Annotated in this window: 14 protein-coding genes and 1 tRNA gene; 6 read left to right on the forward strand and 9 right to left on the reverse strand. The window is 71.0% G+C overall.

Features of this window, described 5'->3' with window-relative positions; all coding sequences use genetic code 11:
- Positions 1–291: 291 nt before the first annotated feature.
- Positions 292–1,911 carry an amidohydrolase gene (locus ADK36_RS45255; protein ID WP_048586874.1) on the reverse strand — a complete coding sequence of 540 codons (1,620 nt, stop codon included), beginning with the start codon at positions 1,909–1,911 and terminating at the stop codon, positions 292–294.
- Positions 1,912–2,047: 136 nt separating this feature from the next.
- On the opposite strand from ADK36_RS45255, the gene ADK36_RS45260 reads away from it, so the two are divergent.
- Together ADK36_RS45260 and ADK36_RS49340 are read left to right on the forward strand one after the other, a co-directional pair.
- Positions 2,048–3,025, forward strand: a complete 978-nt coding sequence (locus ADK36_RS45260; RefSeq protein WP_199830385.1) for an Lrp/AsnC family transcriptional regulator — start codon at positions 2,048–2,050, stop codon at positions 3,023–3,025.
- A 387-nt stretch (positions 3,026–3,412) separates the two neighbouring features.
- Positions 3,413–3,706 carry a hypothetical protein gene (locus tag ADK36_RS49340; RefSeq protein ID WP_053201700.1) on the forward strand — a complete coding sequence of 98 codons (294 nt, stop codon included), beginning with the start codon at positions 3,413–3,415 and terminating at the stop codon, positions 3,704–3,706.
- On the opposite strand, the gene ADK36_RS45270 is transcribed toward ADK36_RS49340, so the two are convergent.
- From ADK36_RS45270 to ADK36_RS45280, 3 genes are read right to left on the reverse strand one after another with little or no spacing between them, the layout of a single operon-like run.
- On the reverse strand, positions 3,669–4,268 hold the full coding sequence (locus ADK36_RS45270; protein ID WP_159391269.1) for a C39 family peptidase: 600 nt from the start codon (positions 4,266–4,268) through the stop codon (positions 3,669–3,671). The genes ADK36_RS49340 and ADK36_RS45270 overlap by 38 nt on opposite strands.
- A 20-nt stretch (positions 4,269–4,288) precedes the next feature.
- A complete protein-coding gene (locus ADK36_RS45275; protein WP_048586875.1) occupies positions 4,289–5,557 on the reverse strand; it encodes an ATP-grasp domain-containing protein in 1,269 nt (422 codons plus the stop codon).
- Between the two features lie 5 nt (positions 5,558–5,562).
- On the reverse strand, positions 5,563–6,804 hold the full coding sequence (locus ADK36_RS45280; protein ID WP_053201704.1) for a hypothetical protein: 1,242 nt from the start codon (positions 6,802–6,804) through the stop codon (positions 5,563–5,565).
- A gap of 247 nt (positions 6,805–7,051) precedes the next feature.
- On the opposite strand from ADK36_RS45280, the gene ADK36_RS45285 reads away from it, so the two are divergent.
- The gene (locus ADK36_RS45285) at positions 7,052–11,578 is read left to right on the forward strand and encodes a CHAT domain-containing protein (protein WP_053201708.1); all 4,527 of its coding nucleotides are present in this window, start codon (positions 7,052–7,054) and stop codon (positions 11,576–11,578) included.
- Between the two features lie 44 nt (positions 11,579–11,622).
- Here ADK36_RS45285 and ADK36_RS45290 read toward each other — a convergent pair whose 3' ends face one another.
- The 3 genes from ADK36_RS45290 to ADK36_RS45300 all read right to left on the reverse strand — a co-directional run bounded on the left by ADK36_RS45290 (position 11,623) and on the right by ADK36_RS45300 (position 13,755).
- The gene (locus ADK36_RS45290) at positions 11,623–12,360 is read right to left on the reverse strand and encodes an alpha/beta hydrolase (protein ID WP_048586878.1); all 738 of its coding nucleotides are present in this window, start codon (positions 12,358–12,360) and stop codon (positions 11,623–11,625) included.
- A 64-nt stretch (positions 12,361–12,424) separates the two neighbouring features.
- Positions 12,425–13,360, reverse strand: a complete 936-nt coding sequence (locus ADK36_RS45295; protein ID WP_048586879.1) for a hypothetical protein — start codon at positions 13,358–13,360, stop codon at positions 12,425–12,427.
- Positions 13,360–13,755, reverse strand: coding sequence for a hypothetical protein (locus ADK36_RS45300; RefSeq protein ID WP_048586880.1), 396 nt, complete (start codon positions 13,753–13,755; stop codon positions 13,360–13,362). The genes ADK36_RS45295 and ADK36_RS45300 overlap by 1 nt, the downstream gene beginning before the upstream one ends.
- Before the next feature lie 340 nt (positions 13,756–14,095).
- Between ADK36_RS45300 and ADK36_RS45305 the strand changes: the two genes are divergently transcribed.
- Positions 14,096–17,374 (forward strand): S8 family serine peptidase, encoded by a 3,279-nt coding sequence (locus ADK36_RS45305; protein WP_053201710.1) that lies wholly within the window; start codon positions 14,096–14,098, stop codon positions 17,372–17,374.
- A gap of 103 nt (positions 17,375–17,477) precedes the next feature.
- Here ADK36_RS45305 and ADK36_RS45310 read toward each other — a convergent pair whose 3' ends face one another.
- Both ADK36_RS45310 and ADK36_RS45315 read right to left on the reverse strand, forming a co-directional pair.
- Positions 17,478–18,119 carry a GTP cyclohydrolase II gene (locus tag ADK36_RS45310; RefSeq protein ID WP_048586882.1) on the reverse strand — a complete coding sequence of 214 codons (642 nt, stop codon included), beginning with the start codon at positions 18,117–18,119 and terminating at the stop codon, positions 17,478–17,480.
- Between the two features lie 152 nt (positions 18,120–18,271).
- Positions 18,272–18,787 (reverse strand): MarR family winged helix-turn-helix transcriptional regulator, encoded by a 516-nt coding sequence (locus ADK36_RS45315; protein ID WP_053201712.1) that lies wholly within the window; start codon positions 18,785–18,787, stop codon positions 18,272–18,274.
- Between the two features lie 48 nt (positions 18,788–18,835).
- Between ADK36_RS45315 and ADK36_RS45320 the strand changes: the two genes are divergently transcribed.
- Both ADK36_RS45320 and ADK36_RS45325 read left to right on the forward strand, forming a co-directional pair.
- Positions 18,836–19,969, forward strand: a complete 1,134-nt coding sequence (locus ADK36_RS45320) for a dihydrofolate reductase family protein (protein WP_053201715.1) — start codon at positions 18,836–18,838, stop codon at positions 19,967–19,969.
- A gap of 56 nt (positions 19,970–20,025) precedes the next feature.
- Positions 20,026–20,099: transfer RNA gene (locus ADK36_RS45325), tRNA-Met, on the forward strand.
- Positions 20,100–20,190: the final 91 nt, after the last annotated feature.

Genomic DNA, 20,190 nt, shown 5'->3' on the forward strand with positions numbered 1-20,190 from the left:
ACGATCGTCATGACTCGTCATCCTCGCCGTCCGGCGTCCCCGCAGGGAGCGTGCCGCGCGAGACGGTGGTCGGCGATGGTGACTGACGATGACCTGTGCCTGGTTCTCACCGTGGGCCCACCCCGAGGTTGTGAGCGTTGCACCACGTCTGACCAGCGGGCTTGTGCTCCTCGTCGAAGATCCACACCCTGGGTTCTCAACAAGGTTTTCTACAAGCCCCACCGCCAAGGGGTCCATATCAACGGCCGCTCATGCCACCAGGACAGAGCCAGCCACGGCTCAGTGGACTGGTTACCGCGTGCCGGTCGGGGTGACAAGGAGGCCGCCGACGAAGGTGTGCGTGGGGCGGAGATCACGCAGCGCGTAGCCCGTGCACTGGGCGGGATCCTGGTCCCAGACGGTGAGGTCGGCGAGGCGGCCCGGAGTGAGGGTGCCGCGCAGGTGCGCCTCGCCGGTCAGGCGGGCGGCGCCCGCGGTGTGCAGGGTGAGGGCTTCGTCGTAGGTGATGGCGTGCTCGGGGCCCTTGACGCCGATGACGGTCTGCCGGGTGGTCATGCCCCATATGGAGCGCATCGCGCCGAACTGGCCGACGGGGAAGTCGGATCCGGCGCTGACCTCGGCGCCCAGGTCGATCCAGCCGCGGGCGGGGAACAGCCGGGCGACGCGTTCGGGTCCCCAGAAGCCTTCCTCGACCTCGGCGGTGTCGTGCAGCAGCGGCTGCTGGATGGTGACCGGGATGCCCAAGGCGACGGCACGGGCCTGCTGTTCGGGTCCGGCCAGGCCGCCGTGCTCCATTACCAGCGTGCCGGCGGGCAGCCCAGGATTGCGCTCGAGGACGCGCTCGTAGACGTCCAGCAGGGTGCGCACCGCGCGGTCGCCGTAAGCGTGGGTGCCGACTCGCCAGCCGCGCCGGACCACAGCCTCGACGGCCTCGACCAGCGCGTCCGGCTCCCAGATCAGCATTCCGGAGAAGGCGTGGTCGCAGGCGTACGGCTCCTCGGTGGCCCCCGCCTCCAGACCGCCGTCGAGGCCGAACTTCACACCCCACACCGACAGCCACGGGTCGGATTTGTCACGCCACTCCTCCATGACGTCGAGCAGGTCCTCCACCTGGGCGGCGCTGGTCAGCCCGAGGGCGGAGATCAGCGCTCGCACCCGGGTGCTGAGCGCCCCCGCCTCGCGAGCGGCCAGGAGCACCGCGTAGTCCTCGGGGGTGACCGCGCAGTCGCGTACGGTCCCGATGCCGGTGGCGGCGTAGTCGCGGGTGGCCAGGCGCAGTCCGTCGATGCGCTCGGCCCGGTCCGGGGCCGGGACCAGGTGTTCCACCAGGTGCAGGGCGTTGTCGATCAGCCGGCCGTCGAGCTTGCCGTCGGCGCTGCGGCCGACGGTGCCGCCCGGCGGTGCGGGGGTGTCCTCGGTGATGCCCGCCAGCCGCAGCGCGTAGTGGTTGACGACGTCGTTGTGGCCGCCGCGCTTGACGAGGACCGGGTGCCGGTCGGTGGCTTGGTCGAGTTCGGCTGCGGTGGGCATGCGGCGCTCGGTCAGGTTGAGTTCCTGCCAGTTGGTGGTGGTGCGGATCCACTCGCCCTCGGGGGTGACGGCGGCCCGCTGCCGGATCAGGTCGAGGAACTCAGGGATGTTGCGGGCCTGATGCACGGGGACGTCATGGGCACCGAGCGCTGCGAAGATCAGGTGGGTGTGGGTGTCGTCGAAGGCGGGCAGCACGGTGGCACCGGGCAGGTCATGGACCTGTGTCTCCACGCTCACCAGGTGATCGAGACCGTTCGGGTCGGCGGACACGGCCGCGATACGGCCGCCGCGCACGGCCACTGCCCGCTGCACCGCCTGACCGGGCACCAGGGTGTGCACCGCCCCGGCGCGGATCAGCAGGTCGGCTCCGTGATCAGTCATCGTCTTCTCCCTCATCTCGCAGGTGCCGGATCCCGAACGCGTCGTCCGGTGACGAGACCGTTGTAGGAGGGATGCGGGAATTCACTGCCAAGCTGATGGCTCCTGCGCAGAAAGTACGCCAGCACCTGGGCCTACCATGCGGATCATGCGACAGGTGCTCGATGAAACCGATCGGCGGATCGCGGCGGCCCTGGTCGCCGCGCCGCGTGCCTCCTGGCGGGAGGTGGCCCGCTGTCTGGGGCTGTCCGAGCGCACCGTCGTACGCCGGGTCGCCCTGCTGTACGCCGACGGCACTCTGCGCGCGACCGCGGTACGCAACCCGGCCCGCTTCTCGCACCTGATCCCCGTCGCCCTGCGCATCCGCTGCCGCCCCAACAAGATCCGGCAGGTCGCCCAGGCGCTGGCCCGCCGCCCCGACACTGTCTGGGTGGACATCCTCGGCGGCGGCGACGAGATCTCCACGATCTTCTTCCTGGAAGGTCCGGAAGCCCGCAACAACCTGCTGTTGCGCGACCTGCCCGCCACCGACGCCGTCGGCTCCTGGACCGCCCACACCTTGCTGCGTGTCTTCCCCACCGCCTTCCGCTGGACCGCCGGCCTCCTCTCCCCCGCAGAACTGGACGAACTCGTCCCCGACCCCGCGCAACCGACGGCCTCGGCACCGTCGTACGCGCCTGTCGACGTCGACACCGCGCTGATCGCCGGGCTGACCGAGGACGGCCGGGCCACCTACACGGACCTGGCCCGCCGCGCCGGCACCACCGCACTCACGGCCCGCCGACGGCTCGAAGCCCTCTTGGACAGCCAGGCGCTGCGCCTGGCCACCGAGCTCGACCTCGCACTGCTCGGCGCGCAGACCGAGGCATTGCTGTGGATCTCGGTGCGGCCGGGTGCGCTGCAGGAGGCCGCGCGGCCCCTGAGCGCCCACCCGCACGTCCGGTTCTGCGCCGCCACCACCGGGCTCGCCAACCTGGTCGTCGCCGTTGCCGCCGAGAACCTCGACGCCCTGTACACCTTCCTCACCGACGCTGTCGGCCCCTTGGAAGCGGTCACCGCCATCGACACCACCCCGCTGCTGGCGACCGTCAAACGCACGGGCCTGATACGACACTGACGAAAGTTACGACGGCCGCGCATACGGCATGGGTGTGAATTCACCGCCCGATCGGCCACTTCCAGCTGGGGATCCACGTCAGAGACCTCCCAGCGGGCCGTTGGCACTGACGCCTGTATCGACGTTCTCCGAGCCGTCGATACCGTCGCGGGTCTGGATGGCGATCATGCCGGCTTGGGCGTTCTGCCCGACGGTGGCATGGTGGACGCAGTCCCTGCCTGGCGGGAGGTGTCGCTGTCCTCCTTGATGCCGCAGGCCACCTTGTGTATCGATACTGGACTGTGGCGCAACGGGCGATCAGTCACCCTCTCACGTGGAAGCTGCGGCTGCCGGCAACTGCCCTCGGGGGCGCCGCCCTGGCCGGGGTCGTATCTCATCGTGCCCGTCATGAAAGCGGCCTTCGCGCTCGCCCACCTCAGCCCCAAGGCCGAACTGCGCCTGATAGCACGGCTCTCGCCCTCCACGGTCGCGGTGATCGCGCCGATGAAGCTCGGCGTCCCTCCCCGCACGGAGGAAGTGCTGACGCCCGCGGAAGCCCGCGCCCGCTACGGCTACGCCAAGCCCGCCGAAGCCCACCTCGACTTCCGGGCCCGGCAGGCCGCCCGGGTCTTCGACGACTGCGAGGCGCCCAGCGACCAGGGGCTCATCGAGTCCCAGGAGATCCTTGGGCCGCTCTCGTAGGTCCGGGTCCGGGGACGCCGCCCAACGCCGCTCGCAGAGTTCGGGGATGAGCAGCGAAGACGATGGCGCGGCCGGTGAAACTGCTGAAGAACCGCCGTACGGGGACTTCGCTGTGCGTGTGCCCCCAACGTGACGGGTCGCGAAAGGTCACCGCGGGCTCGGGAGTTCGGTGCACACCGGTGACGACCACGAGGTGACCGCCCCGGCGTCCGTCCTCGGGGAACTGGTGGGTGACGGATACGACCACCGGACCGCAGGTGGTCAGGAGACGGCGCATCTCCTCCGCGGTGTCCAGCGCGACGGTCGCGGCGCTGACACCGTGGCGTCCAGCGAGGTCGGCAAGCCCCTGATGGAGGATGCCCCTGCTGGTGTAGGCGCCGCTGTCGACGGCCTGCCGGACGAGGTCGTACTGAGACGGAACCGCCAGCCCGAAGTACGAGGTGATCATCCGCAGGCAGGCGAGCCCGCAGGCGCGGTCACCCCAGATTTCCGGGCCGGCCCCCTCGCACAGGGCCCCGGTCGGCCAGTCCGGCGGCTCGAACCGCTGGGGAAAGTGGGGCACGCTCAGGCAGTGGTCCACGCTCAGGTCCCGTCCGTCACCCGGGTGAACTCGACGCTCTCCCACTCTCGGACGGTCTCGTAGTCCTTCGTGAGCTGGTCCCTGTCCTCGTGGCACAGGTACAGGCCACCCGGTTTGGTGAAGAGGTCGACGGTGCGCGACACCCGGCTTCCGGCCTCCAGCGGGATCCGGGCGCCGTGGAAGGACGGAAGCGCCTGGACGGGACGCAGATCGAGGTCGCGCGAGAGGCGGCCGGAGCACGGGGAGATGAGGCTGACACCCATGGCGAACCTCCTCAGCGGACGGACCGCACCTCGGTCCGCGACGGTGTCGGGGGCCAGATACGACTCCACGACCTCGTCGACAAGGCTGGTGCCCAGCGCCTTGAGACCCAGTGAGGGGTCGGCACCGCCGGGAAGCCGGGTCGCCGTTTCGAGGAGGAGAGGCCCGCGAGGTGTCACGATCACCTCGCTGTGGCCGGCGCCCCAGCGCACACCCAGAGCGGTCAGGGCGGAGAAGACGTAGGAGATGACCGCCGCGATGCCGGGGTCGGCGGGGTCCTCAAGCACCTGGCGGTCGTAGACGGGACTGGCGTCCAGGAGCTTCTTGTCCGAACGCCAGACCTCGACGGCCGCGTGTGCGCCGTCGACCGACACGGTGTTGACCATGTACTCGGTTCCGGGCAGGTACTCCTGCACGACCACGCCGGCGTTCTGGCGTCCGTACACGTTGGTCGACCGGAGGATGCCCTGGACCGCGGCGTCCTGCTCGGCGCCGCCGCGGCAGACCACCACACTGTCCGTGCCCGCGCTGGCCGCGGGCTTCACGACCACCGTTTCGGGCTCGGTGCCCGTGGACTGCCACACCGTGTCACCGTGCGCGTCGAGGTGACGCTGCCACGGTACGGCGATCCCGGCCCGGTCGAGGAGTTGGTGCATCACCCGCTTGTCCCGGCGGGCGTCGGCGAACCCGGGGGCGTTGGCCGTGGGGGTGGTCAGGTGTGTGGCCAGGAGGTCGGCCACGTCACTGCCGCTCTCGATCCCCGCGACCACATGGACGACTCCCAAGGAGGCGAGCTCGGAGGCCGTGTCGGCGATGTCGTCGGTGAAGTCCAGCTCCGCCTGGAAGTCGGGACCGTGGAAGGTCCGGATCTGCGACTCCAGGGCGGTGTTGCGGTTGCGGACATGGACGACCGGCACACCTCTGGCGCGGAACGCCGGTCCGAGCAGGTGTCCGGTGGAGAAGGCGTCGACCACGGCGACGGCCCGCTGGTTGTATCCCTGATAGCGCATCTGTTTCATTCGGTCTCGGTCGGTGTCCGCGGGCGGGCGAGCAGCCAGGACAGAGCCGCGATCACCATGATCACGGCCGCGGTGCTCCAGGCCGCGGACAGCCAGGTCAGCAGGAGAGAGGTGACGGCGAGTCCGGCCAGCGTGCTGCCGCCCAGGAGCGTGCTGCGGAAGCCGAGCAGGGAGGAGGCGTGTTCCTGCTCCGTGGCGGTGACAACGCGCAGGTTGAACATCATGAAGACCGTCTCGAACAGCACCATGAAGACGAAGTAGAGCGCGTAGCTGGGGACGGCGAGGGGCAGGAAGACGGCACCGCTCGCCACGACCCCCACCACGGCGACCAGAAGCGGTCCGGGCACGGACTTCAGCCGGCGCACGACCTGCTCCCTGCTGGCGAGCCAGCCCCCGCAGAGCACGCCCACCGTGCTGACCGCGCTCACCACGCCGACCCCGGCCACGCCCTCGCCGAGCTGTTGCTGCGGGTAGGCGATGCGGATCGCGTTGTGCAGTCCCTGGAAGGCCGCTACCAGCCCGAGTTGCCACAGCCACATCCTGGCCATCGGCTGGGCCCGCAGACTCGCACGCAGAGCTGCCATGCCCGACGTCCTGCCGGGAGGCTCTGCCACCGGACGGTCCGTCAGCGCAGCGGCCCTGGCGTAGACGCCACCGGTCGCCGCGAGGACGGCGCCGGCCGCCACGAGAAAGGCTGCCGTGGCAGTGCGCTCGCCGACCAGACTGAACAGCACGCCCGCTGCCGAGGTGCCGACGATGCGCCAGAACTCAAGCCGTGAGACGTTCCGTTCGACTTCCTCCGCGGGGGCGCCACCGAGTTTGAACACCAGCGAGGCCGCCGTGCGCGTCAGCGCGTCGCAGAAACCGCGCACGGTCACGAGGACGAGCACCAGGGGCACACACCGGAAGGCGACGGATCCCAGCAGCGCGAGGGACAACACGGCACCGGCCCACTCCGAGCCGGCGGCCACGGCGGCGGGTCGGCGGCCGGTGGTGAAGTGCGCTATTCCGGCGGGCCAGATCAGCGGAAGGAGCCACTGGCAGCCGAAGAGCGCGGACGAAAGGGCGAAGGAGTCCGTCTCGTGCAGGACCCAGACGCTCAGAGCGAGGTTGCCGCCCATCCCGACGAGGTTGGACGCGGTGGTCGCCCCGAAGACCGTGGCCGGCCGGACGCCGCCGGGCTCGGGGACACCCGTCGGCTCGCTTGTCAGATCACGGGATACGGGGTGGGCTGTCACGATGCCTCTACGAGTTGCCTGCTTCAGGGAACGGCGCCCAGGAGGTTCGGGAGCACGATCTCAGCGCCACACTAACGTTGAGCAGCCATGGTTCATCCGATCACCCACGATTTTTGGCCATGCCTTCCAGTGTGCGGAGGGCACTTCTTCTTCGTTTCCAAGGGCCTTCCTCAGGTAATCGCCTTCTCCCACCCCGCGCGGCGGGCTGTCCCCATACGATCGGAGGCCGCTGCGACAAGGGGGTCCCATGGGACGTCGTGACGAGTTGGCCCGCCTGTTGGAACAGGCTCTGCGGTGGATCAGGGACTCGGGCGATCCGGCGCTGGCGTTGACGCCGGGCGTCAACGCGCTGGCCGCCGAGCTCATGCGCACGCTCGACGGGGCGGAGAGCGAGGGGTCGGAGAACGACGGGTCGGAGAGCGACAGGGCAGGGAGCACTGACACGGAGGCCCGGCACGCCCTGGGCTGGCTGAAGTGGTACCAGTTCCAGGCCCTGCCGCAGGGGCGGCAGAAGGAGGCGGCGCTCGAAGAGGCTCTGGAGCAGCTCACCCCGGCCGCGATCACCATGGGGCTGTGGGAACTGCCCGCACCGCTGCTGCCCGCACTGGCGGACAGGGCTGAACCGAGCCTGATCACTGTCCTTGAGTACGCGGCGGCCGGCTCCGACACGACCCTGCTCTCCTATGTCGTCGACCACTGGGTCCATCTGGTGAACGCCACTCCGGAAGGCCATCCGCAACGGCCGCACCGCCTGGCCGTCGTCTGCGGCGCGTTCTGGATCCGCTTCTCACGGACCGGGGACCGACGGGACCTGGAGGACGCGCTGGCCACCGGGCGCCGTGCCGTGGAGACCGCTTCGGAGCGCCGTCACCTGGTGATGGCCCTGTCGAATCTCAGCGCCGCGCTCAAAGGACGCTACGACCGCACCCGCGCCGAGCCGCATCTGGACGAGGCGGTGACGGTCGCGCGGCGGGCCGTCGAGGCATCCGACGGCTTCCCGGGGCAGGGCCCGATGCTGACGAACCTCGGCGCGATCCTTCAGGCCCGCTTCGGCCTCAAGGGCGACTTCGCGGACTTGGCCGAGGCGACGACGGTGACCCGGCGAGCCCTCGCGGCCATGCCTGCGGACGACCCCGATCGGGCCGCGACGCTCAACAACCTCGGCACCGCGCTGATGAGCGCGTTCTCGCGTACGAAGCGGCCGGCGGACCTGGACGAAGCGGTGCGGGTCGGCCGCGAGTGCGTGCAAGCCGGCGCGGCGCATCCGGACCGGGCCAGGTATCTGACGACCCTGGGCGAGGCATGCCACAGCCGGTTTCAGCAGACACGGTCGGCGGCGGACCTGGAGGAGGCCGTGGACGCGCTGCGGCGGGCCGTCGAAGCGACGCCGACGGGACATGACCAGCGGGCTTGGCGCCTCCAGCAGCTCGGCAGCGCCCTGCGCTCTCGGTTCGACCTGACCGGCAGCCCCGCGGATCTGCGCCAGGCGGTGGCCGTACTGCGCCGGGCAGCCACCGACACACCGCCGCACGCCCGTCAGCGCACCCCCCTCCTCCTCGACCTCAGCAGGGCCCTGAGCGAGAGCTTCGCGTCGACCGGCACGGCGGCCGAGGGCGACGAAGCGGTTGCCGTGGCCCGGCAGGCAGTCGAATCCGTCGATGACACCGACCGTTCCGCTCGGGCTCTGATGCTCACGAACCTCGGCACCCTGCTGCTGTCCCGCCACGAGAGGACGAAAGCGGCGGCGGACCTGGACGAGGCCATCGACTCGTGCCGTCAGGCCGTCGGGGCCGCGGCGGACGGCGACCCTCACAAGGAGCTGTCTCTGATCGCCCTCGACACCGCGGTGTGGAAGCGTTTCGAACTGCTCGGAATGCCTGAGGATCTCGACGAGACCGTCACCACTCGGCAGCTGATCGTCGACGTGACCGCCGCCGGCCATGCCGATCGGTGCGCACGGCTGAGGAGCCTTACCACCGCGCTGATCCAGCGGTTCGAACGCGAGGAGACGCTCGACGATCTGCACGAGGCGATAGCCCTCGGCCGCGAGGCCCTCGAAGCCTCGCGGGACGGTTCCGGGCGTACGGCGGGTTCGACCAATCTCTGCGGCGCGCTGTACGTCCGCTTCGATCGCCTGGGCGCCCGGGAGGATCTGGAAGAGGCCGTCGCCTGCGGCCGTATGGCCGTCGAAGCGACGGACGACCCGTCCGAGGAAGCGCTCGGATCCGCACTGCGGAATCTGACCCAGGTGCTGCTCCGCCGTTCACGGCTGACGAGGTCGCTGCCCGACCTCGACGAGGCGGCCGGCTTCGCCCGGCGTGCCGTCGAGCTGACCGTCCGGCCGAATCCGGACGGGGAGCCGGCCGAGGCGGATGACGGATCCGCTGCCGGCGGACAGTCCGCCAGATTCGCCGTCGGCGGCGGTCCCCGGCACGCGGACTGCCTGGACATACTCGCCGACTGCCTCAAGGACCGGTTCGGGCGGACGCGCTCCTTGGCCGACGCGGACGAACTGGTCGGGATACGTCGCCGGGCGGTCGAGGCCACCGCGCCTGACGCCGCCAGGCGGGTAGGACGCCTGGCAGCCCTCAGCTTCGCGAGCCGGCTCCGCTACGAACGCTCCGGTGATCCCGCGGACCTCGACGCATCGGTCGAAGCCGCGCGCCGGGCCGTCGATGCCTCCGCCGCCGAGGACTCCGAGCGCGCTGTGTACCTGGCGTCCTTGAGCAACGCCCTGCATTTCCGGTTCCAGCGCACCAGGGACGCGGCCGATCTCGACGAAGCACTGGAGTTCGGCCGCCGTGCCCTCGAACGCGCGACCGCGGACGGAGAGGACCGGGTCGAGGCGCTCTCCAACCTGTGCCACCTTCTTGAGGCCCGCTTCGACTTCCTCCGGGACCCGAGGGACCTCGACGAAGCGGTGGACACGGGCCGCGAGGCCCTCGACGTGGCTTCCGCCGACCATCCCCTCCGGCCCGGGACCCTGCTGGTGACGGCGGCGGCCCTGCGGTCCAGGTTCACGCGGGGCAAGGCTTCCGCGGACAAGGAAGAAGCACTCCGTCTCCTCACCGAGGTGGTCCGCAGCGCGGCCGCGCCTCCGAGCCTGCGCATCCAAGGTGCCCGACTCGGGGCGTTGCTGAGCGACAACGCCGACCCCGCCCTTGAGGCCGAACTGCTGGAGACCGGGATCCTCCTGCTGCCCGAACTCGCCTCGCACCGCATGAGCCGTACTGATCAGCAGTACGCCATCGCGTCGGTCGCCGAGTTCGCCGACAGCGCCGCGGCCGCCGCACTGGCCGACACGACCCGTCCGCTCCCGGAGCGCGCCCAGCGCGCCCTCTCCCTGCTGGAGGCAGGACGCGCGGTCCTGCTGGGCCAGACCCTCGACGCCCGCGGCGCCCTGGCCGAGCTGCGCCGCGTCCACCCTGAACTCGCCGCACGTTTCGCCGAGCTCAGGGAGAGCCTCGACCGTGACATCGAGCCCCTTCAGGCCAGGGACGCCGGGCTGGACACGCCCGACGACCGCGTCGACACGGCCGCGGAGATGACGGCGCTGCTCGACCGGATCCGCGCCCTGGACGGCTTCGCCGACTTCGCCCTGCCGCCCACCGCCGACGAGCTGCGGTCCGACGCCGGGCAGGGACCGATCGTCACCTTCGTCCTCCACGACCGGCACAGCCACGCCCTGCTGCTCACGGCGGACGGCGTCACCCCGCTGCCCCTGCCCGCCCTCACGCCGCGAGCGGTGATCGACAACGTCAACGCGTTCCATGTCGCGCTGCGCGAGGCCACCGATCCGCACGCCGACCGCGTCGCCGCACAGGCCGCCCTCGGCGACGTACTGAAGTGGCTCTGGGACAGCGCCGCCGGTCCGGTCCTCGCCGCCCTCGGCCATGACGCCGCTCCGGCCGAAGAAGCCACGTTGCCGCGTCTGTGGTGGGCGCCCAGCGGGCGTCTGGGCATGCTGCCCCTGCATGCGGCCGGTCACCATGACGACCCCGCTTCCCCGGCTCGCCGGACGGTCATGGACCGGGTCGTGTCCTCGTACACCCCTACCGTCCGAGCCCTGCGGCACGCCCGTCGGCGTCGGACCGCGATCGGGGCGTCGGACCGTTCACTCGTCGTCGCGATGCCGACCACCCCGGGACTGCCGCAGGGCGGGCCGCTCCGGCACGTCGAGGCCGAGGCGGAGGCGGTCACCCGGGTGCTCCCCGATCCCCTGGTGCTGATCGAGCCGGACCCGGACCAGGTCCCCGGTGCCGACGGAAGCCCGCTTCCCGGCAGCCCGCTTCCCACGCGCGAGCTCGTGCTGGCGGAGCTGCCGGGACGCGCCGTCGTGCACTTCGCCTGCCACGGCGACTACGACCACAGGGATCCCTCGGCGAGCAGGCTCCTGCTGCACGACCACGAGCACAGTCCACTGACCGTAGGCAGCCTCGTCGGCACCGACCTCGAAGGCGCCCAGCTCGCCTATCTCTCGGCGTGCCACACCGCGCTGAACGCCGCCGAGCGCCTCCTCGACGAGTCGCTGCACCTGGCCGGTGCCTTCCAGCTCGCCGGTTTCCCCGGAGTGGTCGGCACCCTGTGGATGGTGGACGACGAGGTGGCCGTCGACATCGCCGAGGACTTCTACTGCGCGCTGTTCGACACCCGGGGCGGGACACTCGACCTCGGCCGCGCCGCGCATGCCCTGCACCGCGCCGCCCGCAGGCAGCGGGACCTGTATCCCCGCACGCCCTCCCTGTGGGCCGCGCACCTGTACACAGGGGCCTGACGGAAGGGTCGTCCACCGGGGCCTGACGGAGGTTCAGCGGCGGTTCAGGCGGTCCCGAGGATGATCTTCTTCAGCGACGACAGGTAACGGACCGTCGGGTCGCCGCCGTACGACAGTGGCCCGGGATGCAGCACGGTGGCGCCGAACCCGGGGGAGTCGGGCCGGGGACCGTGTACGTCGTAGGGCGTGCCGTCGCCGTTGACCTCGGGCGACGTCGCGTACACGGGCCCCGGCAGGCGCAGTCCGCTCACGGTCTCGGTCCCTGCGGACGCGGAGCCGAGAAGGACCAGCGCATCGATGTCCATGCCGTGGTCACGCGCCGCGAAACCGGCCACGAGGCCGCCGTAACCATGCCCGATGACCGTGATCCGCTGAGGACCGGACCTCCGGCCCCAGGCCTCGGCCCCCACCCGGCGACCGACGATGAAGCGGGCCAGTCGGAGCGCGCCCTCCGCGGCGAACGCCGGATCGCGGGCGTCGCCGGGCGATCGGGGTGTCTTGTAGTCGACCCAGGTGATGACCGAGACGGCGTCGTCGTCCGGGTCCGACGAGAGCTCACGGCAGAGGACCTCGGCGCGCAGCAGGAGTGGATCGAGGCCGGACGGCCACGCGCCGACGCCGGGAATGACGATGACGAGGTAGCGCGCGTGGTCCGGGTTGTTCCTCGCGATGACGACACGTCCGTCGGCATCGAAACCCAGGAGGAAGACGCGGCGGTCCTCGCTCGAGGAGTCGTCATCCGAGGAGTCGCCTGCTGTTCCTAAGTGCCCCGCCTGTCCCATGCGCCGTAGTGTGGCTCACAGTTGACGGAAAGACAACGCTGGGAAGCCGGGGCGCACGGGGGCCCTACGGGGCCGGTTCCGGCACCGGCGGCGGGCTGCTCAGCCGTCGCATGACCGCCGCACCGAGTGGCGGGCCCATCGGCTGTTCCTCGATGCGCAGCTTGTCGGCGAGGTCCGTCAGGTGCAGGCGCACGGATGCCTCCAGCAGGGTGGCGTAGGTGTCCGAGGCGGTACGCAGGCGCTGCGCCGAGATGATCGCGAGTGTGGCGGCGAGTGGCGCCGCGGGCCACCACCACCAGGCCAGAGGCAGGTAGAGCAGGGCCCATCCGCCGAGAACGGCGGCCCGGGCGAGAGCGGTGCGGGCCCTGCCGATCTCACCGCGTATCTCCTCCGGCAGCACGAGCCAGAGATGTGGCCAGACGACGAGCAGACTGACGTGGGCGTCCCGGTCCAGGCGGACCGCGGCGGCATGGACGCGGTCCCCGCTCCAGGTCGGTCGCTCGGGCCGCTCGACGGAGATGCGCCGGCATCTGCGGGCCGCGCGATGACGCTCCCGGGGCCTGGGCCGATCGGCCGGACGCGGAGCGCGCTCCTGGAGCCGCAGGGTTTCGTACTCCGCCCGTACGGCGTCCCAGCGTCGCTGCCTGCGGGCCACGCGGCGCTCCGCCCACTCGCCGAACGGCCACGGCCATACGCTCCAGTCGGCGGCCAGGGCGACCCGTTCGACAGCGGAGCCGAGGGACTGGGCGGCCAGGCCGGTGGCCGCCGCACCGGCCAGGACGGCGACCAGCAGGACGACCTGGCCGCCCACCGTGCCCACCTGGGGGTGCCGGGCGGCGTCCGAGACCGCGTGGACGAGCCGCCCCACGTCCAGCGCGGCACCGTGACCGAGGGTGTGTCCGGCCGCGACGACCGCCAGGAAGAGCACGCCCGGCAGGGCGAGGAGGGTCAGCCACCGCTCGGCCAGCTGCTTGCCGAGTTCGCCGAGCAGCCCGCCCACTACGGGAGCCTCTCCCGTATCAGTGCCGTCCCGGGTGGGGCGAACCGGCAGTGCGGCACGTCGCCGTCCACTTCGTCGCCGGACCGGCCGGTGCACAGCCGCAAGGGGCACCGGTACACGATGTCCAGATCGCGGACACCCGCCGGCGTGACGCTACGGCCCGTTCCGCCGTACACCCCGAACGGGTCGCCGGCCTGTCGGACCGCCTTGTGCAGGGTGTTCAGAAAGCCGGCGAGCAGGGCGTCGTCCACGGCGGGGCGGCCGGCCGCGGCTTCGAGAGCGTGCAGGGCGGCGTCGTTCCCGACGAGCAGCGCGGCGAGTTCGTCCCGTCGCCGGCATACGTACGACAGTGCCTCGGCGATCCGCAGTCCGGTTGGTGCCGCCCGGTCGGTCATGCAGAACTCCGTCCCTGCGCGTCGTCGAATCCCCGGACTCCCGGATCCCTTGAATTCCTCCGGAGCCCGGGCGGCCATTCTCGCTCCGGATGCGAGCGCGCGTGTCCGAGTTCGGCGAAGTCCCGCCGCCACAGGAATGTCACAGCCTGGCCCGATAAGTACGCGCTGACGTATGGCGAGTTTGCGCCAGTGAGCGATCTCACCTCGCTGAACTACCAACAGAAATCGGTCCCTTGAGGAAAGCTGGGCGATCATCCGGGATCACATTCCGGACCGCGGCGGTCGAAGGTGCTCGTTCCGGCCGCCGATGCCTTCATTCCTTCAGCACCAGGGATCACCCATGCCCCCCACCCCCCACCAGGCCCCGATACCGGGCGCGAGACGCGTCGCCCGTATCGCCGTGGCTGCCGGCCTCGTCGCCGCGCTCTCCGCGGCCGGGCCCATACCCCTCGCCCTCGCCGCGGACGGCGCCACCGCCACCGCGGCCGACCCCGGCGTCAAGTCCGCCCACGACAAGCTCGGTTCGGACGACGCCGACCTCCTCGCGGAGGCCAAGGCACAGCGCGACAAGACCGTCACGATGATGATCGCCACGGCGCCCGGGCAGACCGAGAAGGTCGCCGCGGAGCTGGACGCGATCAAGGGCGGCTCCGTGGGCCGCACGTACGACAAGCTCGGCTACGTACGGGCCACCGTGCCGACCGGCAAGGCGGACTCGGCCATCGCGGGCGCCGCGAAGCTCTCCACCGTGCAGGCCATCGACCTGCGGGACGAGATACCCCTGGAGGCGCCGAGCCTCGACGGCGGCGCCAAGTCGAGCGCGTCCGCGGCCGCTTACCCCGGCCCGGACAAGAGCACCCCCGCCAAGAACCCGTACAACCCGTCCTTCGAGACGGGCGCCGTCGACTTCGTGAAGAAGAACCCGAAGGCCGACGGGCGCGGAGTCACCATCGGTGTCCTCGACACCGGCGTCGACCTCGCGAGCCCCGCGCTGCAGAAGACCACGACCGGTGAGCGCAAGATCGTCGACTGGGTGACCGCCACCGACCCGATCGTCGACGGCGACGGCACCTGGCGGGCGATGACCACCTCCGTCTCCGGGCCCGCCTTCACCTACGGCGGCAAGAGCTGGAAGGCCCCGGCCGGCTCGTACGGGATCAGCACCTTCCGCGAGGCCGTCACCAACCAGGGCAAGGTCACGGACGGCGACGCCGACGGCGACGTCAACCGCGACGGCGACACCACCGACGACTGGGGCGTGCTGTACGACCCGGCCGCCGGGACCGTGACCGTCGACGTCAACGACAACGGTGACTTCACCGACGACACGCCGATGAAGCCGTACAAGGACGGCCACCAGGTCGGCCGCTTCGGCACGGACAACCCGGCCACGGACATCCCCGAGAGCCAGGACTTCGTCGTGGAGGTCCGCAAGGACGTCCCGATGGACCCGCTGGGCGGCGACTGGGTCGGCAAGAAGGCCGACTTCGTCAACATCGGCCTCACCGCCGGTTCGCACGGCAGCCACGTGGCCGGCATCACCGCAGCCAACGGCATGTTCGGCGGCAAGATGAACGGCGCCGCCCCCGGCGCGAAGATCGTCTCCGCGCGGGCCTGCATCTTCGGCCCGGGCTGCTCGAACGTCGCGCTCACCGAGGGCATGATCGACCTCGTCGTCAACCGTGGCGTCGACGTCGTCAACATGTCCATCGGCGGCCTGCCCCCGCTGAACGACGGCAACAACGCGGGCGCCGAGCTCTACACGCGGCTCATCGACACCTACGGTGTCCAGCTCGTCCTCTCCGCCGGCAACTCCGGCCCCGGCGCCAACACCATCGGCGACCCCGGCCTGGCCGACAAGGTCATCTCGGTCGGCGCCGGCGTCTCCAAGGAGACCTTCGCCGCCAACTACGGCACCGGCGTGGCGAACAAGTACCAGCTGTTCAACTTCTCCTCGCGCGGCCCGCGTGAGGACGGCGGCTTCACCCCGACCGTCGTCGCCCCCGGCTCCGCCGTGAGCACGATCCCGGCCTGGATGCCCGGCTCGCCGATCGCCGAGGCGGGCTGGAAGCTGCCCGCCGGCTACGCCATGTACAACGGCACCTCGATGGCGTCCCCGCAGACGGCGGGCGCGAGCGCGCTGCTGCTGAGCGCCGCCAAGCAGCGGGGCATCAAGCTGACGCCCGAGAAGCTGCGCACCGCCCTCACCTCGACGGCCCACCACATCGAGGGACTCCAGGCGTACGAGGAGGGTGCCGGCCTCATCGACGTCGGCGACGCCTGGAAGGCCGTCAAGGCGGGCGCCACCGCCCACGACTACGCCGTGAAGGCCCCGGTCGACACCGCGCTCGACCAGGCGCTGAAGACGCCGGGCTTCGGCACGGGCGTCTACGACCGTGAGGGCGGCCTCAAGGCCGGGTCGAAGAAGACGTACGACGTCACCATCACCCGTACGTCCGGCCCCGCCGGCTCGCTCCCGCACACCCTGCGCCTTGCGAACAACAAGGCGCGCACCTTCTCCGTCGTCGGCCCCAAGGTCGTCGACCTGCCGCTGAACAAGGCGGTGACCGTCAAGGTCCAGGCCGCGCCGAAGCACGCGGGCATCAAGAGCGTGATCCTGGAGGCCGACGACCCGAGGACGGTGGGCGTCGACAAGCAGATCCTGAACACCGTCGTGGTCTCCACGCCGGTCCAGCACACCTTCACCGCCTCGGGCTCGGTGCAGCGCAACAACGTCAGGTCGTACTTCGTCACCGTCCCCGAGGGCACGAAGTCGCTCCAGGTCACGCTCGGCGGGCTGGCCGAGGGCAGCCGGACGATGTTCAGCGCCATCAGCCCGTACGGCACCCCGGTCGACGACAACGACGTGAACACGACGGACATCGCCTCCTACGCGGACCCGCTGCCCGGCGTCTGGGAGATCGAGGTCGACGCGCGCCGCACGTCGGCCCTGCTGGACAACCCGTACAAGCTGAACGCCACCGTGTACGGCGCGTCCTTCGACCCGGCGTCCGTGACCGTGCCGGAGGCCAAGGTCGGTACTCCGGTCGCCGCCTCCTGGACGGTGACCAACAAGCTGGCGGCCGTGGAGGGCAACCTCAAGGGTGGCGCGCTCGGCTCGTCGAAGACCGCGCGGCCGACCATCGCCGACGGTGAGACGCAGACCAGCACCGTCGAGGTGCCCGAGGGCACCACGTCGCTGGACGTCGCCATCGGCAAGGTCTCCGACCTGGCCTCCGACCTCGACCTGAACGTGTACGACGCCGAGGGCAACCTCGTCGGCCAGTCCGCGGACGGCGACTCCGACGAGTCCGTCTCCATCGCCGACCCGGCCGCAGGCAAGTACACCGTCGAGGTCGTCGGCTTCGAGGTACCGTCCGGCAGGACCGAGTTCGACTACCGGGACGCGTTCTTCTCCTCCGCGCTCGGCTCGGTCAAGGTCGACGAGTCGACGCCGGTGAAGCTGGGCACGGGCGACTCGGCGAAGGTGACGGCGAACGTCACGGTCGCGCGGGCCGTGCCCGAGGGCCGACAGCTCTTCGGCGAGGTGCGGCTGGTGAACGCGCGCGGGACGACCGCGGGTGTGGGCGGCGTGACGATCGAGAAGGTCACGCCGTAGTCACAGCCGTAGTCGTGGCAGTGGTCATGGCCGTGGTCGTATGACGCATGGCTGAGGGGCGGGTGTCCGATCCGGACGCCCGCCCCTTTCCTGTTGCCGTCACTCAGCCGACGTTGAGCCCCGCCAGCTCCCCCAGCGGCAGCGTGTGCTGGGTCTGGAGGACCTTCGCGCGCAGGTAGCGGACGTTGTCCGGGGTGGCGAAGACGCCGGTGGGGACGCGGCCTTGGACCTCGATGCCGAGGGCGCGCAACTGGTCGGCCTTGTCGGGGTTGTTGGAGAGCAGGTCCAGTTCGCCGATGCCGAGGGCGGCGAGCATCTGGGCGGCCGCCGTGTAGTCGCGGTCGTCCTCCGGGAGGCCGAGGGCGGCGTTCGCGGCGTAGGTGTCGAGGCCCTGGTCCTGGAGGGCGTACGCGTCCAGCTTGTTGTAGAGCCCGATGCCGCGGCCCTCCTGGCGCAGGTACAGCAGCACGCCGCCGCGCTCGGCGATGCGCTCGACGGCCTCGCGCAGCTGGGGGCCGCAGTCGCACCGGGCCGAGCCGAAGACATCGCCGGTCAGGCACTCGGAGTGCAGCCGGACCAGCGGGGTGGTGCCGGGAGCGGGGTCGCCGAGGACGACGGCCACATGCTCCAGGCCGTCGGCCAGACCGTGGAAGGTGACCAGCTCGGCGTCGGCGCGGTAGCCGTCCTGGAAGCGCAGCGGGACCCGGACACGGGCGCGCTGGGTGGCGGCGGTGAAGTCGGGCATGCGGGTTCTCCGGGTTCCGTACGGGGGCTTACTGCTTCAGATTTGAAGCAGCTCCTCGGTCCAGGACCCTACCTCATGTTTTAAATTTGAAGCAACAAGTCTGTCGCGCGCGTCACAGGCCGGACTCGCGCCTCACGACCCGGACTCGTACCTCACGAACAGGACTTGCCGGAGCGTCGCCGCCAGGGCACGTCATCCGCGGTGGCGTGCGCGTCCTGCCCCTGGAAGCCTTCGACGACCGCGGTGAAGATCTCCTCCAGCTGCCCGACCTGCTCCGGGGTCAGCCGGTCGAAGAGCAGTGCCCGTACGGTCTCCACGTGCCCCGGGGCCGCGCGCTCCAGGACGCGCATCCCTTCCTCGGTGAGCGTCGCGATGCTGCCGCGCTTGTCCCAGCGGCAGTCCTCGCGCCCCACCAGCCCGTCCTTCTCCAGCCGCGTCACGGCGTACGTCAGCCGGCTGCGGGTGATCTTCAGCCCTTCCGCGAGGTCCGTCATGCGCAGCTTGCGCTCCGGAGCCTCGGACAGGGTGGCGAGGATGGAGTAATACAGATGGGGCATGCCGGCTTCCTGCTGGAGCTGCCGGTCCAGCGCGTCCTCCACGAGGGCGGCGGAGGCGATGTAGGCGCGCCAGGCGCGCTGCTCCTCGGGGGAGAGCCAGCGAGTCGTCATGCGACCAGTGTAAGTTTGTTTCAAACTTGAACCAAGCGGAGCGTGTCGATGCCGTCGTACCCCTACGTCCTGCTGTCCGCCGCGGTCTCCCTGGACGGCTTCCTCGACGACACCACCCCCGAGCGCCTGCTCCTCTCCAGCCCGGCCGACTTCGACCGCGTCGACGAGGTACGGGCGTCCGTCGACGCCATCCTGATCGGCGCCGGCACCATCCGGGCGGACAATCCGCGGCTGCTGGTGAACTCGGCCGGGCGGCGGGCCGCACGGGTGGCGGCGGGCAAGCCGGAGTATCCGCTGAAGGTCACGGTCAGCGCGTCCGGCGAGCTGGATCCTACGGCGAACTTCTGGCACACGGGCGGCGAGAAGATCGTCTATACGACGGAGAAGGGCGCCGAGCGGCTGCGGCGGGAGCCGGTCGCGGCGGACGTGGTCGCGCTGGGCACGGACCTGGACTGGCGGACCCTGCTGCGGCACCTGCGCGAGGTGCGCGGCGTCGAGCGGCTGATGGTCGAGGGCGGCGGCACGATCCACACCCAGCTGCTTCAGCAGGGGCTGGCCGACGAGGTGCAGCTGGTGCTGGCGCCGCTGTTCGTGGGGGACCCGGAGGCGCCGCGGCTGTTCGGCCCGGGCGGGTACCAGGCCGGGCGGCTGCGGCTGCTGGAGACGCGGCGCATCGAGGACGTCGTGCTGATGCGCTACGAGCCGACGGCGCCCGGGGTCGGTGTCCTTCCCGCCGCCGCCGACCGACACTGGCTGGCCCTCGCGTGCGACCTGGCGGCGCAGTGCCCGCCGTCGGAGACGGCCTTCAGCGTCGGGGCGGTGGTGGTGGCGGCCGACGGTACGGAGCTGGCGCGCGGGCACTCCAGGGAGGGCGGCGATCCCGTGGTGCACGCGGAGGAGGCGGCACTCGCGAAGATCGCGGCCGGTGATCCGAGGCTGGCCTCGGCGACGGTGTACAGCAGCCTGGAGCCGTGCACCCGGCGGGCCTCCCGGCCGGCGCCCTGCGCACGGCTGATCCTGGCGGCGGGGGTGCGGCGGGTGGTGACGGCCTGGCGGGAGCCGGACACGTTCGTGGTGGCTGCCGACGGGAGTGGGCTGCTGGCGGGGGAGGGGGTGGATGTCCTGGTTCTGCCGGAGTACGAGAAGCGGGCAAAGGCCCCGAATGGTCACCTGCTGCCGTGACGCCGGGAAAGGCGTGTGCTTTCCACCCCGCGGATGGCGTACTATTGAGTCATCGCCGCGGGGTGGAGCAGCTCGGTAGCTCGCTGGGCTCATAACCCAGAGGTCGCAGGTTCAAATCCTGTCCCCGCTACTGATGGCCCAGGGCCGGAACTGATTCAGTTCCGGCCCTGAGTCTTTTCCTGCCCGGTTTCCGGCCTGGTTCTCGCCCGGTTTCCCGCCCG

The organism is Streptomyces viridochromogenes (genome assembly GCF_001270495.1).
GTDB classification, from domain to species: domain Bacteria; phylum Actinomycetota; class Actinomycetes; order Streptomycetales; family Streptomycetaceae; genus Streptomyces; species Streptomyces viridochromogenes_A.

Bases quoted from the DNA above. Each gene is read 5' to 3' on its own strand.
- ADK36_RS45255 (WP_048586874.1), bottom strand. From the start codon at position 1,911: ATGACTGATCACGGAGCCGACCTGCTGATCCGCGCCGGGGCGGTGCAC.
- ADK36_RS45260 (WP_199830385.1), top strand. From the start codon at position 2,048: ATGCGGATCATGCGACAGGTGCTCGATGAAACCGATCGGCGGATCGCG.
- ADK36_RS49340 (WP_053201700.1), top strand. From the start codon at position 3,413: ATGAAAGCGGCCTTCGCGCTCGCCCACCTCAGCCCCAAGGCCGAACTG.
- ADK36_RS45275 (WP_048586875.1), bottom strand. From the start codon at position 5,557: ATGCGCTATCAGGGATACAACCAGCGGGCCGTCGCCGTGGTCGACGCC.
- ADK36_RS45285 (WP_053201708.1), top strand. From the start codon at position 7,052: ATGGGACGTCGTGACGAGTTGGCCCGCCTGTTGGAACAGGCTCTGCGG.
- ADK36_RS45290 (WP_048586878.1), bottom strand. From the start codon at position 12,360: ATGGGACAGGCGGGGCACTTAGGAACAGCAGGCGACTCCTCGGATGAC.
- ADK36_RS45300 (WP_048586880.1), bottom strand. From the start codon at position 13,755: ATGACCGACCGGGCGGCACCAACCGGACTGCGGATCGCCGAGGCACTG.
- ADK36_RS45305 (WP_053201710.1), top strand. From the start codon at position 14,096: ATGCCCCCCACCCCCCACCAGGCCCCGATACCGGGCGCGAGACGCGTC.
- ADK36_RS45310 (WP_048586882.1), bottom strand. From the start codon at position 18,119: ATGCCCGACTTCACCGCCGCCACCCAGCGCGCCCGTGTCCGGGTCCCG.
- ADK36_RS45315 (WP_053201712.1), bottom strand. From the start codon at position 18,787: ATGACGACTCGCTGGCTCTCCCCCGAGGAGCAGCGCGCCTGGCGCGCC.
- ADK36_RS45320 (WP_053201715.1), top strand. From the start codon at position 18,836: ATGCCGTCGTACCCCTACGTCCTGCTGTCCGCCGCGGTCTCCCTGGAC.